The 14,265-nt window shown below is 63.3% G+C and carries 12 protein-coding genes; 5 read left to right on the forward strand and 7 right to left on the reverse strand.

Translation table 11 applies throughout. The features are described from left to right. Nucleotides 1-91: 91 nt before the first annotated feature. Entirely contained in the window at nucleotides 92-1,111 is a 1,020-nt protein-coding gene (locus ACB033_RS05000; RefSeq protein ID WP_139725869.1) for a DUF2066 domain-containing protein, read from the reverse strand. 143 nt (nucleotides 1,112-1,254) lie between these two features. Then, entirely contained in the window at nucleotides 1,255-1,881 is a 627-nt protein-coding gene (gene upp / locus ACB033_RS05005) for a uracil phosphoribosyltransferase (protein WP_005302745.1), read from the reverse strand. Between the two features lie 175 nt (nucleotides 1,882-2,056). Between upp and purM the strand changes: the two genes are divergently transcribed. Beyond that, nucleotides 2,057-3,094 carry a phosphoribosylformylglycinamidine cyclo-ligase gene (purM, locus tag ACB033_RS05010; protein WP_139725870.1) on the forward strand — a complete coding sequence of 346 codons (1,038 nt, stop codon included), beginning with the start codon at nucleotides 2,057-2,059 and terminating at the stop codon, nucleotides 3,092-3,094. Beyond that, on the forward strand, nucleotides 3,091-3,729 hold the full coding sequence (purN, locus tag ACB033_RS05015) for a phosphoribosylglycinamide formyltransferase (RefSeq protein WP_094696670.1): 639 nt from the start codon (nucleotides 3,091-3,093) through the stop codon (nucleotides 3,727-3,729). The genes purM and purN overlap by 4 nt, the downstream gene beginning before the upstream one ends. A gap of 118 nt (nucleotides 3,730-3,847) precedes the next feature. On the opposite strand, the gene ACB033_RS05020 is transcribed toward purN, so the two are convergent. The 5 genes from ACB033_RS05020 to ACB033_RS05040 all read right to left on the reverse strand — a co-directional run bounded on the left by ACB033_RS05020 (nucleotide 3,848) and on the right by ACB033_RS05040 (nucleotide 9,888). After that, nucleotides 3,848-4,609 (reverse strand): Nif3-like dinuclear metal center hexameric protein, encoded by a 762-nt coding sequence (locus tag ACB033_RS05020; protein ID WP_139725871.1) that lies wholly within the window; start codon nucleotides 4,607-4,609, stop codon nucleotides 3,848-3,850. Between the two features lie 147 nt (nucleotides 4,610-4,756). Then, nucleotides 4,757-6,100, reverse strand: coding sequence for a sigma-54 dependent transcriptional regulator (locus ACB033_RS05025; protein ID WP_139725872.1), 1,344 nt, complete (start codon nucleotides 6,098-6,100; stop codon nucleotides 4,757-4,759). Between the two features lie 76 nt (nucleotides 6,101-6,176). Further along, nucleotides 6,177-7,211, reverse strand: a complete 1,035-nt coding sequence (locus ACB033_RS05030; RefSeq protein WP_005302750.1) for a sensor histidine kinase — start codon at nucleotides 7,209-7,211, stop codon at nucleotides 6,177-6,179. A gap of 106 nt (nucleotides 7,212-7,317) precedes the next feature. Continuing rightward, nucleotides 7,318-8,739: a sigma-54 dependent transcriptional regulator gene (locus tag ACB033_RS05035; protein WP_005302751.1), complete on the reverse strand. Its 1,422-nt coding sequence runs from the start codon at nucleotides 8,737-8,739 to the stop codon at nucleotides 7,318-7,320. 279 nt (nucleotides 8,740-9,018) lie between these two features. Beyond that, nucleotides 9,019-9,888: a DUF2726 domain-containing protein gene (locus ACB033_RS05040; RefSeq protein WP_162519920.1), complete on the reverse strand. Its 870-nt coding sequence runs from the start codon at nucleotides 9,886-9,888 to the stop codon at nucleotides 9,019-9,021. 210 nt (nucleotides 9,889-10,098) lie between these two features. On the opposite strand from ACB033_RS05040, the gene ACB033_RS05045 reads away from it, so the two are divergent. The 3 genes from ACB033_RS05045 to ppx all read left to right on the forward strand — a co-directional run bounded on the left by ACB033_RS05045 (nucleotide 10,099) and on the right by ppx (nucleotide 14,236). Then, the gene (locus ACB033_RS05045; RefSeq protein WP_005302753.1) at nucleotides 10,099-10,611 is read left to right on the forward strand and encodes a glycine cleavage system protein R; all 513 of its coding nucleotides are present in this window, start codon (nucleotides 10,099-10,101) and stop codon (nucleotides 10,609-10,611) included. A 75-nt stretch (nucleotides 10,612-10,686) separates the two neighbouring features. Further along, entirely contained in the window at nucleotides 10,687-12,756 is a 2,070-nt protein-coding gene (gene ppk1, locus ACB033_RS05050; protein WP_005302754.1) for a polyphosphate kinase 1, read from the forward strand. Next, nucleotides 12,746-14,236, forward strand: a complete 1,491-nt coding sequence (ppx, locus tag ACB033_RS05055) for an exopolyphosphatase (protein ID WP_139397919.1) — start codon at nucleotides 12,746-12,748, stop codon at nucleotides 14,234-14,236. The genes ppk1 and ppx overlap by 11 nt, the downstream gene beginning before the upstream one ends. Nucleotides 14,237-14,265 lie beyond the last annotated feature (29 nt).

Here is a 14,265-nt window from a genome sequence, read left to right on the forward strand (position 1 = left end):
CGGGAACGGCTACTCCTTGGCCGGCGCGCTCAAGCCCTGGCAGAAGAGCGCCCATGCCTCACGGCCGAATGGTCAGGATCCTCGGCCAGGATCAGGGCTGCGACCACTGGTAGCTCAGCCCCTCTGGGGTATCCGCCAGCTGGCGCAACCGGCTCTCCAGCTGCAGCCCACGGATGAGCTCGGCCTTGTCCCCCTGCAGGCTCAGGTTGAAGGTCACCTTGTCCCCCTCCAGTTTGCCAATCTCCACCTTGGTGACGCTGGCCATCCCCTGCAGCATCTTCTGCACCGTGATCATGCCGTCGATACCGGACAGCCCCTCTACCACCAGTGTCTGGCTGGAGGCGACACCGGAGATACGCGCCCCGTAGTTCTGCACCAGCCAGCCTGCCAGGGCATCGGCGAACGTCTGCGCTACCTCGGCCTGGCTGCCGGCGCCCTCACCCCTGGTCAGTTCACTCAGCTCACCGCCGGCCTTGGGCCCGTAGAGACCCCAGTCGATGCTCCACTTTTCCCCCTCCGGGGTGAGCTTGCCCAGCACCACCATCTCGGCACCGTAACGCTGGCTCGCCTTGAGGATGGGATCGGCGAAACGGCCCCAGACGTCGGTGGCATTGACCGCCATGTTGTCATCCAAGTCCATCAGCGGAATGCTGACCGGCAGCCCCATGGCCTGGGCCTGGGTACGCAGGGCGGCGGCCCAGCCATCGCTGGACTGATCCGGCAGAATGCGCCGCTCCCCTTCATTGATCACCAGCCAGATGGCCACTTGCGGCCGGGCCGGACCCAGCAGGGCGAACTTGCTCTCGGCCACCAGGGCATTGACCTTGGTCACGTCGAAATCGGCCTTGAGAAACTTCACCCGCCCCACGTCCTGATAACCGTAGTGCTGCACGAACGAGCCGGGTGCCGCCAGCGCCTTGACCACCGCCGGCTGGGTCAGGATGTCGCGCTTGCCGGTCACCTTGACGAGCACCTCGCCCAGGGCCTGGGACTGAGCTGCCGCCATGTCGCCGCTGGTGGGGGCCTTGCCCTGATAGAGATCGGTCACCTGGGCGGCTGACACCATGAATGACAAGCCGCAGCAGAGGGCGGTCACAACACGTTTGAGCATGAGAAAAGTCTCGAAATGGGAGATGGTGCTTATGGTAGCGGCAAGGCGCGCATGGCAGCAAGCCGGGGCGGGAGAAACAGCGGAGCCGGCGAGGTGCCGGCTCCGTTTGCGCGCCTGCAGGCACGCCTTGAGGCGATCGCGGCTTACTTGGTGCCGAAGATCTTGTCACCGGCGTCGCCCAGACCCGGGACAATGTAGCCCTTCTCGTTCAGGCCCTGGTCGATGGAGGCGCAGAACAGCTCCACGTCCGGGTGAGCGGCTTCCAGCGCCTTGATGCCTTCCGGCGCGGCAACCAGCACCAGCACCTTGATGGACTGGCAGCCCTTCTTCTTGAGCAGGTCGATGGTGGCGATCATGGAGCCGCCGGTGGCCAGCATGGGGTCGATGACCAGCGCCAGACGTTCTTCGATGTTGCTGACAATCTTCTCGAAGTAGGGAACCGGCTGCAGGGTCTCTTCGTCGCGGTAGATACCGACCACGCTGACGCGGGCGCTCGGCATGTGCTCCAGCACGCCATCCATCATGCCAAGACCGGCACGCAGGATGGGCACGACGGTGACCTTCTTGCCCTTGATCTGGTCAACTTCCACTGGCCCGTTCCAGCCATCGATGGTAACCTTCTCGGTTTCGAAGTCAGAGGTCGCTTCGTAGGTCAACAAACTGCCCACTTCCTTGGCCAGTTCACGGAAACGCTTGGTGCTGATATCGCCTTCACGCATCAGACCGATCTTGTGCTTGACCAGGGGGTGTTTGACTTCAACGACTTTCATTATTATCTCCTCTAACTGCCGCAAAAAAATCGCGGAATCATACAACAAAAGCCGCCGCTTGTAGAGCATTTCCGCGCAAAAACGCGCAAACGATTTCCTTTCTGGTTTTTCACCGCCACTGTTAGAATACGCCCCGAATTTTACCCTCCACTTCTTTATATGACGGGGAATACGCGTGACTGACAAAACCTCACTGAGCTACAAGGATGCTGGCGTGGATATCGATGCCGGCAATGCACTGGTTGAACGTATCAAGGGCGTGTCAAAGCGCACTCGTCGTCCTGAAGTCCTTGGTGGTCTTGGCGGCTTTGGGGCCTTGTGTCAAATCCCTGCGGGCTACAAGGAGCCGGTGCTGGTCTCCGGCACCGACGGGGTGGGCACCAAGCTGCGCCTCGCCATCGACCTGAAGAAGCACGACACCGTCGGCATCGATCTGGTGGCCATGTGCGTCAATGACCTCATCGTGCAGGGCGCCGAGCCCCTCTTCTTCCTCGACTACTATGCCACTGGCAAACTGGACGTCGACACCGCCGCGGCCGTGGTCACCGGCATCGGTGCCGGCTGCGAGCAGTCCGGCTGTGCCCTGGTAGGCGGCGAAACCGCCGAAATGCCGGGCATGTATGAAGGGGAAGACTACGACATCGCCGGTTTCTGCGTCGGCGTGGTGGAGAAGAGCGAGATCATCGACGGCAGCAAGGTCGGCGAAGGGGATGCCCTGATCGCCCTGGCCGCCAGCGGCCCCCACTCCAACGGCTTCTCCCTTATTCGCAAGATCCTGGAAGTCTCCAAAGCCGACGTGCAGCAGCCGCTGGGTGACACCACCCTGGCCAACGCCCTGCTGGAGCCGACCCGCATCTATGTGAAACCCGTGCTCAAGCTCATCAAGGAGTGCGAGATCCACGCCCTCTCCCACATCACCGGCGGCGGTTTCTGGGAGAACATCCCGCGCGTGCTGCCTGCCAACACCCAGGCGGTGATCGACGAGCAGAGCTGGCAGTGGCCGGCGGTGTTCAGCTGGCTGCAAGAGGCCGGCAACGTCACCCGCCACGAGATGTACCGGACCTTCAACTGCGGCGTCGGCATGATCATCGCCCTGCCGGCGGATCAGCTGGAAAAAGCGCTGACCCTGCTCAAGGCCGAAGGCGAGAACGCCTGGCATATCGGCCATATCGCCAAGGCGGCCGATGGCGAGGAGCAGGTCGTCATCCAATGATGCGGATCCTGGTCCTTATCTCCGGCAACGGCAGCAACCTGCAGACCATTCTCGACAGTTGCGCCGATGGCAAGATTGCCGGGCAGGTGGTCGGCGTCATCAGCAACAAGGCCGATGCCTACGGGCTGGTGCGCGCCAAAGAGGCGGGGGTGGCCACCGCCATCCTCGCCCAGCAGCAGTTTGCCAGTCGGGAGGAGTATGACGCCGCCCTGCTGGCGCTAATGAACGACTATCAGCCCGACCTGGTGGTGCTGGCCGGCTTTATGCGAATCCTGAGTGCCGACCTGGTGCGGCACTTTGCCGGGCGGATGGTCAACATCCACCCCTCCCTGCTGCCCAAGTATCAGGGGCTGCACACCCACCAGCGCGCCATCGACGCCGGTGATGACGAACACGGCGCCAGCGTCCACTTCGTCACCGAAGAGCTCGACGGCGGCCCGGTGATCCTGCAGGCGCGCGTCCCCATCTTCGAAGGGGACACGGCCGAAGAGGTGGCAGCCCGGGTGCAGGTGCAGGAGCACAGCATCTACCCGCTGGTGGTGCAGTGGTTCTGTGAAGGCAGGCTGCAGATGCTGGAGGGGGCCGCCCTGCTTGACGGCACCCTGCTCGGCCCCGCGGGTTATGCCAGCGAGTAACGGTTAACCGCAACATGCAAAATAGAACAAGGGAGGCCCAGGCCTCCCTTGTCATTTCCATCTACCAGCGCACTTGCTGCAGTCAGGTCCGATTACCCCGCTACGCGGCTAATCGAACCTAGACCGGATTGTCGATATCGATAAAGGTCACATCCAGCCCATGCACCGTCGCCAGCCACTCCCCCAGCGCCTTGACGCCGTAACGCTCGGTGGCGTGATGACCGGCAGCGTAGAAGTGCATGCCCATCTCGCGGGCGGTGTGGATGGTCTGCTCGGAGGCTTCGCCAGAGATGAAGGCATCGATGCCCTGCTCCGCCGCCAGATTGATGTAGCTCTGGCCGCCACCGGTGCACCAGGCCACCGAGCGAATGAGCTCGGGGCCGCTGTCGCCGCAATGGAGCGCTTCACGGCCGAGGCGCTCGGCAATCAGCTTGGCAAAATCGGCGCCGCTCATGGGCTCTTCCAGCTTGCCCACCATGGCGACACTCTTGCTGTTCCAGGGCTCGAGGCCACGGCGCACCTTGATGCCCAGCAACTGGGCCAGCTGGGCGTTGTTACCCACCTCGGGGTGCACGTCCAGCGGCAGGTGATAGGCAAACAGGTTGATGTCGTGGGTCAGCAGGGTCTTGATGCGGCGCTGTTTCATGCCGGTGATCTGGGCTGGCTCGCCACTCCAGAAGTAGCCGTGATGGACCAGGATGGCGTCAGCATCGGCAGCCACGGCCGCGTCGATCAGAGCCTGGCTGGCGGTCACGCCGGTCACCACCTTGCGAATGCGCTCACGCCCCTCCACCTGCAGGCCATTGGGGCAGTAATCCTTGATGGCGTGGGGTTCGAGCAGATGGTTGAGTACGCTTTCCAGTTTTCGATGAGAGATCATAGGGGTCCCTTATAAAGGCGCCGACCCCTGTGCTGCGATACAGACAGGAATCGGGCTCATAACGCCGAGGCCCCATGATAATCGAGGCGGGCCGGCAAGACCATGATGCCTCCCGCACTGCGGCCCATGGTCGGGCCCGGAATGGCATCAGGCCGGCAGGTCGATCCCCGCCTCGCGCATCTGGGCCAGCTTGTAGCGCAGGGTGCGCGGGCTGATGCCGAGCCGGTCGGCCACCGCCTTGCGGCTGCCGTTGCAATCCTGCAGGGTGTCGAGAATGATCTGGTGCTCCTGCTGCTTGAGCTCGCTGCCCAGGTGTTCGCTGCCGCTGCTGCGCTCGTTGCCGACCAGGCGGATCTCCTCTTCCTCCACCTCTTCCAGAATGAGGTGCTCGCAGCCGATGAGGCCGTCGGGGCTCAGAATAAGGGCGCGCTGCACCACGTTGTCGAGCTCACGCACGTTGCCGGGCCAGGGGTGAGCCAGCAGCCGCTCGCGAGCGGGTTCTGTGAGCTGCGGCGTCGGCAATCCCTGTTGACCGGCATGCAGTGCCAGCAGGTGCTCCGCCAGCGGCAGTATGTCACCGGGACGCTCCCACAGCGCCGTCCAGCGCAGCGGGAAGACATTGAGGCGGTAGTAGAGATCCTCGCGAAACAGGCCGTCCTGCACCGCTTTTTTCAGATCCCGGTTGCTGGTGGCGATGACCCGCACGTCGAGCGGGATCAGCTTGCGGCTGCCGAGCCGCTCCACCTCTTTCTCCTGCAGCACCCGCAGCAGCTTGGCCTGCAGCCCCAGCTCCATCTCGGTGATCTCGTCGAGCAGCAGGGTCCCCCCCTGGGCCTGTTCGAACTTGCCGGGGCAGCCCTGCACCGCGCCGGTAAAGGCCCCCTTCTCGTAGCCGAACAGGGTCGCCTCCAGCATGTTTTCCGGAATGGCGGCGCAGTTGATGGCGACGAATGTCTGTTCGGCGCGGCTGGAGTTGTCGTGGATGTAGCGGGCCAGCACCTCCTTGCCGGTCCCGCTCGGACCGGTCACCATCACGGTGGCCTCGCTTCTGGCCACCCGGGTCGCCAGCTGGAACAGCTCGGCAGTCTTGGGATCGCCGTAGACCACGGCCCGTTTCTCCACCTTCTGGGCCGGCACATAACGACTGACCTGATTGAGCAATACCTCGGGGGAGAAGGGCTTGGCCAGATAGTCGATGGCCCCTTCGCGCATGGCGCGCACCGCACCGTCGATGTTGGCGTAGGCGGTCATCAACAGCACCGGCACCTGGGGATATTGCTGGCGGATATTGGCCAGCAGGGTCAGGCCGTCCATCCCCCCCATCTGGATATCCGAGATCACCATGTCGAAGCTCTGGCGCGACAGGGCCAGCAGGGCCCGCTCGCCGCTGTCCACCTCGCGGCACTCATAGCCGCCGAGCAACAGGGTATCCATCAGCGCTTCGCGCAGGCCATTGTCATCTTCCACTACCAGGATCCGGGCCTGAGTCATGCTACACCTCCCACCACAGCCAGCCTGGCCGCATTGATATTGATCCCTGCCGGATGACGCTGACGCTCAACATGTCTCATGCGACACCTCCTAGCTGCACCGCCTGCTGATGCAGGGGGAACGACAGGGTAAAACAGGTGCCCTCGCCAGGGACCGAGGCCACGCTGACCTCCCCCTGATGGGCACGGACGACGGATTGCACCACCGCCAGCCCAAGGCCTGTGCCCTGGGAGCGGGTGGTAAAGAAGGGTTCGAAGATCTGGCTCAGCAGGTGGGCGGGCATCCCCTTGCCGTTGTCGAGGATGCGCAGCTCCACCCGGGCGCCGCTGCGCACTGCGCTCACCAGAAGCGACGTGGCGCCGGCCTGCTGGGCGTTGGCGATGAGGTTGTTGACGGCCCCCGCCAGCGCACTGTTGTTGGCCAGCAGGCAGAGATCAGGCTCCGGCGCCTCCATGTGCAGCTCGCAGCCCTGCTGGGCGCAGAAGGCTTCGGCCCCCGCCTGCACCTCGGCCAGCAGTCCCTGTACCGAGGTGGGGGTCACCACCTGGTTGTCGCCGTTGCGGGCAAACAGCAGGATGTCGTTGATCTGCTTCTCGAGATCCTGCAGGCGTGCCATCAGCTTTTGCTGGAACTGGCTGCGGGATTCCGGCTTGAGGGTGCGGTTGGCCAGGTTGGCGGCATAGAGCATGGCGGCGGAGAGCGGCGTGCGGATCTGGTGGGCCAGCGAGGCGGCCATGTTGCCAAGGGCTGACAACCGCTTCATGTGGTTGATGCGGTCTTGCAGCTGGCGGGTTTCGGTCAGATCGTTGATGAACACCAGCTGGCCCGGCTGATCCGGCAGCGGCTGGGTCGAGAGCTGGACCCGGCGCCCATCGCGCAGGGAGATCTCGTGGCCGTCATCCTCGCGGGGCTGAAAGCAGCGGTCGATGATCTGGCGCCAGGCCTGCCCTTCCAGCGGCTCCCCCAGCAGCGCCTTGGCAGCCGGATTGGCGCGGGTGATCCGGCCCTCACCGTCGAGCAGCAAGACACCGGTGGGCAGCGCCGTGAAGATGGCGTAAAGCTGGCTCACCTCGTGAGACTGGAGCGGGGTTTCTTGCGGCTGGGCTGTCATAAAGCTGACCTCAAACTGGCGACTGAGTCAGCTTATTCAATTTCCATGCCACTAAAAATTATATATAAAATCAAAGCCTTGAAGCTAGGCGTCAAGGCTTTGACCCTTATGCTTCCTTGCTCATTCCGTATTTTTTCATCTTCTCCACCAGGGTGGTACGGCGCATGCCGAGCAGGTCGGCAGCGCGGGCAACCACCCCGTCCTGGGACTCCAGCGCCTGGCGGATCAGCTCCACTTCCAGGTCAGCCAGCATCTCCTTGAGGTTGACCCCCTCCTCCGGCAGCTGCATGGCGCGGGCGTGGCTGGCGGGCAGATCCAGCTCGGGCGGATCCTGGAACACGGCGGCCAGCGCATCGCGCTCGTCCATCTCGGTCAGCCGCTCGTCCCGCGGCTCGCACGGCAGCAGCCGATAGCGGCTCGGCAGGTCGGCCACATCGACGATCTGCTGCGGGTAGAGGATGAGCAGCCGCTCCAGCAGGTTGGAGAGCTCGCGCACGTTGCCAGGCCAAGGATACTGCATCAGGGACTCCATGGCGCGCTGGGTCAGGCGGATCATCCCCTGGTGCAGCTCGGCGTGGCGATTGAGCAGCTCCTGCAGCAGCAGCGGGATGTCGTCGGCCCGATCCCGCAGCGGCGGGGTCTCGATGGGGAAGACGTTGAGGCGATAGTAGAGATCTTCACGGAAGACCTGGGTGCGGATCATCGCCTCCAGATCCCGGTGGGTGGCGGCAATGATGCGCACGTCCGCCTGAATCGGCTTGCCACCGCCGACCCGATCAAACATCCGCTCCTGCAACACCCGCAGCAGCTTGACCTGCATCGGCAGCGGCATGTCGCCGATCTCGTCGAGAAACAGGGTGCCCCCCTGGGCCAGCTCGAAGCGGCCGCGCCGGGCGGCGATGGCGCCGGTGAAGGCCCCCTTCTCGTGGCCGAACAGCTCGCTCTCGAGCAGCTCAGCCGGGATGGCGCCGCAGTTGATGGGCACGAAGGGGCCCGCGCTTCGGGCCGAGAGTTCATGGATGGCGCGCGCCACCACCTCCTTGCCGGTACCCGATTCGCCGAGGATCAGCACGTTGGCATCGGTCTCGGCCACCTGGCTGATGAGCCGGCGCACCTCCTGGATCCCCTTGCCCTTACCCACCAGCAGCCGCAGCAGCGCCTGCCCCTTGTCGTGGGTCTGCTGACGGGGATGGAGGGAGACGAAGGCCTGGCAAAAGTGCAGATGGCGGGTCAGGGATTCGTAGGTGAAGGGGGACTCTGCCACCCCGATGAAGTTGCTGTTGGGGAAGTCGGCTTCCACCAGCGACAGAAAGGGTACCCGGGGAAAACCGGTCAGCAGCTCGCCCAGCGGCCGGCCATTGAGGGCACCGGTCAGTACCCCCTGCAGCGGGCCGGATGACTCGATGGCTACCTCCAGATCACCCTCGGCAACCTCCTGCCAGGGGATCCCCATGAACGAGAGAACTGTCCCCAACTGTTGGCGCCGCTGCGCATCGGCGTCAACAATCAACACTCCCATTGCCATCATATCCATCCCTCTATTCTCGACGTAACTTATTGTTTTATTGTGCTTATGTGGTCAAGCCACGCACTTTATGCAGGATGCACAAAGTGCCAAAATTCCGACGCATTGTCAAAATTTGTCGCATTTCACCTAAGTTTATCGACCCAACGGCGCCACAAGATAAATTTTGTCGACACTTTTTTTGGGTAACGCGGGCAGGCCGCAGGCAAACAAGAGGAGGAGAGGAACAGGAGCGAGAGCGTCTGCTTGCGGCCCGCAGCGGGCCGCAAGCAGGCGGGATGGTCAATGACGGGCGTGAGTGTGGGGCGCGGCGTAACGGCACTCGGGGAAGCGGCTGCAGGCCAGGAACAGCCGGCCGGCATGGGGTCCCTTCTTGGCTTCCCGCTCCACCAGCGGCGCATCGCAACGGGGGCAGTGCGGCACCTGATGGGGAGCCTCGTCTTCGTCCTCTTCCACCTCGGCAAACAGATTGTCCACCAGCTCGACGTCGGCCGCCGGCAGCGGCGCGCTGCGTGGCGATACGATGGCCTTGATGGGGGCCACGGCCGGGGCTCGGCCACCATGGTGGGGCTCTTCCACCTCGACCCTGTCCAGCTGCAGAGGGCTGAAGGTAGGTTCGCGGCGCTCGCCCGGCAGCAGATCCTCTTGCGGCAGATCCGTACTGCGGTTCAGCAGCGGCAGGATCTGTTCGCGCAGCTCCTCGACCTGATAGTGGCTGCTCGCCGGGATCTGCAGCAGCGGCAGACCGGCGCTGTCAAAGGCGGCCTTGAGGAAGCTGTCCCGCGCCTTGCGCTTCTGATGACGGTGGGAGCTGTCATCGAGTTCGATGGCGCAGATGAAGGAGAGATCCGAGGGGTGGCAGAGCAGATAGTCCACGTGCTTGGCGCTGATCTTGTTGAAGGCCTGCTGCCACTTGCTCTTGCCCATCCCCGCCTCCGGCGTCAGCACATCGGCCACCCGCACCTTGGCAAAGACCCGGGCCTGGTCGCCCACCGCCAGATCCAGCACACCGAGGAAGGAGCGCTCCGCCGGGCTGAACAGGGTTTCCTGCAGCTCATAGGGCAGCGCTTTGCCCTTCTTGCCCCTGCTCCAGAAAATCGCCAGCAGAAGCAGCACCAACAACACCAATCCCGATACGACAAGGCTATTCATACGCGCACATCCCGCTCACCAGAGCCAGCTAGTTTCACAATACAAAACAGGGGCATCACTCTACCACGCGGCTGCAGGCACAGGCAGTGCAGAAATGGCGTCAGCCCCCTCTTCGCCGCGCTTTTTCGCCATTTTTGCTGCCGGCGGGGCTTCATATGGCCTGTGACAGCAGGCACAATGCTGGAGAAACCCAATTCCAAGGAGAGCAGGATGCAAAAGCAATTGGTCGTGACCGTGATCGGAGCGGACAAGCCCGGTATCGTCGAGAGTCTGGCGGACGTCATCAGCCACCAGCAGGGCAACTGGCTGGCCAGCTCCATGAGCGAGCTGGCGGGACAGTTTGCCGGCATCCTGCACGTGAGCGTGCCTGACGAGCACTACCGCAGCCTGTGCGAGGCACTGGCTATGCTGCCCGGCCTCACCGTCAGCTTCGCCGAAGGCCAGCTCAGCCAGGAGCCGGAGCGGCAGGTGATGGTCAGCGTCACCGGCAACGACCGGGCCGGCATCGTCCACGAGGTGGCCAGCATCTTGCGCCAGCTCAACGTCAACGTGGCCGACCTCACCACCGGCTGCGAGCCCGCCCCCCATTCCGGCGCCCCGCTCTTCTACGCCCACGCCCTGGTGGCGCTGCCGCCCCGGCTCGAACTGGGGGATCTCATCAGTGCGCTGGAGTCCCTCTCCGACGATCTGGTGGTCGACATCGACCAGGCCTTCATCGACTGAGCGGATGGTCATCAATCTGTCATATTTCCACGCCATAACTGCCGCGCAGACGCGACCTGACCACAGAGGCATCACATGAGCACCGACAAGCAGTATGAAGAGAAGGAGCTGAGTTGGCTCTCATTCAATGAACGGGTGTTGCAAGAGGCGATGGACAAGACGGTCCCGCTCATCGAGCGGGTCCGTTTTCTGGGGATCTTCTCCTCCAACCAGGACGAGTTCTTCAAGGTACGGGTGTCGGACGTCAAGCGCCGCATCCTGATCAACGAGGTGCACGGCGGCGACGACGAGGCCAAGGTGTTGCTGCGGGCCATCCAGCAGAAGGTGATGGCGCTCGGCGAGGCGTTCGACAACACCTACAAGGAGCTGCTGATCGCGCTGGCCCGCCACAACATCTTCCTGGTCAACGAGAACCAGCTCTCCGAATCCATCCAGCAGTGGCTGCGGGTCTTCTTCAAGGAGAAGGTGCTGCGCCACATCATCCCGATCCTGCTCAACAAGGAGGTCAACCCGGTCAAGTTCCTGAAAGACGAGTACACCTACCTGGCCATTGAGATGAAGAAGAACGGCCAGGTGATCCAGTACGCCCTGGTGGAGGTGCCGACCGACGATCTGCCCCGCTTCTTCCAGCTGCCGCCGGAGGGCACCCGCCGCAAGAAGCAGATCATCATCCTGGACAACGTCATCCGCTTCTGTCTGGACGAGATCTTCAAGGGCTTCTTCGATTACGACGAGATTGCCGCCTACGCGGTCAAGCTGACCCGGGATGCCGAGTATGACCTCTCCGACCAGCTCGACCTCAGCCTGGTGGACAAGATGAGTGATGGCTTGAAACAGCGCCTCACCGCCATGCCGGTGCGCTTCGTCTACGAGCGGGAGATGCCGGCGGCCATGATAAGCTTCTTGAAGCTCAAGCTGCAGATCAGCTCCTACGACGCCATCATGCCGGGCGGGCGCTACCACAACTTCAAGGATTTCATCGGCTTCCCCAACGTGGGTCGGGACTATCTGGAGAACCCCAAGCTGCCGGCGCTCGATTGCCGCGACTTCGACGGTTTCGTCAACGCCTTCGACGCCATCACCAAGCAGGACATACTGCTCTACTACCCGTACCACAAGTTCCACCACTTCACCGAGCTGGTGCGCCAGGCGGCCTTCGATCCGGCGGTGAGCGCCATTCGCATCAATATCTACCGGGTGGCCAAGAAGTCGCGCATCATCCACTCCCTCATCGACGCCGCCAACAACGGCAAGAAGGTGACCGTGGTGGTGGAGCTGCGCGCCCGCTTCGACGAGGCGGCCAACATCGACTGGGCCAATATCCTGACCAATGCGGGGGTCAAGGTGGTGTTCGGGGTGCCGAGCCTCAAGATCCACTCCAAGCTCTGCCTCATCACCCGCCACGAACATGGCGAGGCGGTGCGTTACGCCCACATCGGCACCGGCAACTTCAACGAGAAGACCGCCAAGATCTACACCGACTTCTCCCTGCTGACCCGCCACCCGGACATCACCGCCGAGGTGGAGAGCGTGTTTGAATACATCGAATATCCCTACCGGCGCTACAAGTTCAACCACCTGCTGGTCTCCCCCATCAACAGCCGGCGCCAGCTCTATCGGCTCATCGACAACGAGCTCACCAACGCCAAGGCGGGGCAGCCAAGCGGCATCACCCTCAAGATCAACAACCTGGTGGACAGGGATCTCATCAACCGGCTCTATGCCGCCGGCCAGGCCGGGGTGCCCATCCAGATGATCATCCGCGGCATGTGCGCCCTGCGCCCCGGGGTGCCGGGTCTTAGCGACAACATCCGGGTCATCAGCATCATCGACCGCTTCCTCGAACATCCGCGGGTGATGGTGTTCCACAACCGGGGCAACCCCCAGCTCTATATCTCCAGCGCCGACTGGATGAGCCGCAACATTGACGGTCGCATCGAGGTGGGTACCCCCATCTACGACGAGCGTCTCAAGCAGCGCATCCTGGATATTCTCGAGCTACAACTGAGTGACACCTGCAAGGCGCGGGTCATCGATGCCGACCAGAAGAACGAATACGTGAAGCGGGGCAACCGCCGCAAAATTCGCTCCCAGGTCGCGATTTACGACTACCTCAAACGCATAGAGTCAAACAATGGACAATAGCCTGTACGCCGCCGTCGATCTCGGCTCGAACAGCTTTCACATGGTGATCGCCCATCTCAGCGAGGGGCGCTTTCGCATCGTCGATCGCATCAAGGAGCGGGTGCGGCTGGCCGAAGGGATGGATGCCCACAAGCGGATGAGCCCGGAGGCGATGGCTCGCGGCCTCGCCTGTCTGTCGATCTTTGCCGAGCGGCTCACCAACATCAATCCGGATCAGATCCGCATCGCCGGTACCTACACGTTGCGCCGCGCCAGCAATGCCCGCGAGTTTGTGAGCGAGGCGGCCAAGGTGCTCAACCACCCCATCGAGATCATCAGCGGCCAGGAGGAGGCGCGTCTCATCTATCAGGGGGTCGCCCATACCCAGCACATCGAGGGACAAGTGCTGGTGGTGGACATCGGCGGCGGCAGCACCGAGCTCATCATCGGCGAAGGGTTCGAACACAAGGCGCTCACCAGCCGCAAGATGGGCTGCGTCAGCTTTACCCAGAGCTTCTTTGCCAACGGCAAGCTCGGCGAAAAAGCCTTCAACGGCGCCGTGCTGGAGGCTCAACACCAGCTCGCCCCCATCATCAACCAGTACCGCAAGCTGGGCTGGCAGAGCTGCCTCGGCAGTTCGGGATCGATCCGCACCGTGCGCGATGTGCTGCAGGGTGAGGGCTGGACCGACGGCAGCATCACGCTCGCCGGGCTGGAGCAGCTCAAACGGGAGATGCTGGCCCACAAGCGGGTCGGCGATCTCAAGCTGGCCGGCCTCACCGAAGAGCGCCAGGAGGTGTTTGCCGCCGCGGTCGCCATCCTGATCGGGCTCTTCACCTCCCTGCCCATCGAGCGGATGGAGTACTCCGACGGCGCCCTGCGCGAAGGCTTGCTGTATGAGTTCGAGGAGCGGCTGCAACACCACGACATTCGCGAGCGCACCGCCCAGGCCCTCGGCACCCACTACCGGCTGGACCGAAAGCAGGCCGCCCGGGTGGAACAGAGCGTGCTGACCCTGTTTGATGCCCTGCAGGTGCCATGGCAGCTGCCGGTAGAGCCCTATCGCGCCATCCTCGGCTGGGCGGCGCGGCTGCACGAGATTGGCCTTGCCATCAACTACAGCGGCATCCACCGCCACTCCGCCTATATCCTGCAGCACACCGATCTGCCCGGCTTCAACCAGGACGATCAGGCCCTGCTGGCGGCCCTGGTGCGCTTCCAGCGCAAGGGGCTCAAACTCTCCGAGCTACCCGCCCTGCCCAACCACGACGAGCAGACGGTGCTGCGCTGCATCCGCATCCTGCGCCTCGCGGTGGCCGCCCACCACAGGCGTCAGGACAACCTGCTGCCCGAGTGGAAGGTCGCGGCGCAAGGCGATCAGCTGGTGGTGACCCTGCCGCTCGACTGGTGCGAGGAGAACAAATTGCTGATGCAGAATCTGGAAAAAGAGCATCGCTATTGCCAGGAGCAGGGCTGGCCACTGCTGTTCCAGCTCGGCTGAGCGCGGGCGACGGATGCAAAAAAGGCAGC

The organism is Aeromonas sp. S15(2024) (genome assembly GCF_041402265.1).
GTDB lineage: Bacteria > Pseudomonadota > Gammaproteobacteria > Enterobacterales > Aeromonadaceae > Aeromonas > Aeromonas dhakensis.

Coding starts and splice junctions, on each gene's coding strand:
- ppk1 (WP_005302754.1), top strand. CDS start 10,687: ATGAGCACCGACAAGCAGTATGAAGAGAAGGAGCTGAGTTGGCTCTCA.
- ACB033_RS05045 (WP_005302753.1), top strand. CDS start 10,099: ATGCAAAAGCAATTGGTCGTGACCGTGATCGGAGCGGACAAGCCCGGT.
- upp (WP_005302745.1), bottom strand. CDS start 1,881: ATGAAAGTCGTTGAAGTCAAACACCCCCTGGTCAAGCACAAGATCGGT.
- ACB033_RS05030 (WP_005302750.1), bottom strand. CDS start 7,211: ATGACAGCCCAGCCGCAAGAAACCCCGCTCCAGTCTCACGAGGTGAGC.
- purN (WP_094696670.1), top strand. CDS start 3,091: ATGATGCGGATCCTGGTCCTTATCTCCGGCAACGGCAGCAACCTGCAG.
- ACB033_RS05025 (WP_139725872.1), bottom strand. CDS start 6,100: ATGACTCAGGCCCGGATCCTGGTAGTGGAAGATGACAATGGCCTGCGC.
- ACB033_RS05035 (WP_005302751.1), bottom strand. CDS start 8,739: ATGATGGCAATGGGAGTGTTGATTGTTGACGCCGATGCGCAGCGGCGC.
- ACB033_RS05020 (WP_139725871.1), bottom strand. CDS start 4,609: ATGATCTCTCATCGAAAACTGGAAAGCGTACTCAACCATCTGCTCGAA.
- ACB033_RS05040 (WP_162519920.1), bottom strand. CDS start 9,888: ATGAATAGCCTTGTCGTATCGGGATTGGTGTTGTTGGTGCTGCTTCTG.
- ACB033_RS05000 (WP_139725869.1), bottom strand. CDS start 1,111: ATGCTCAAACGTGTTGTGACCGCCCTCTGCTGCGGCTTGTCATTCATG.
- ppx (WP_139397919.1), top strand. CDS start 12,746: ATGGACAATAGCCTGTACGCCGCCGTCGATCTCGGCTCGAACAGCTTT.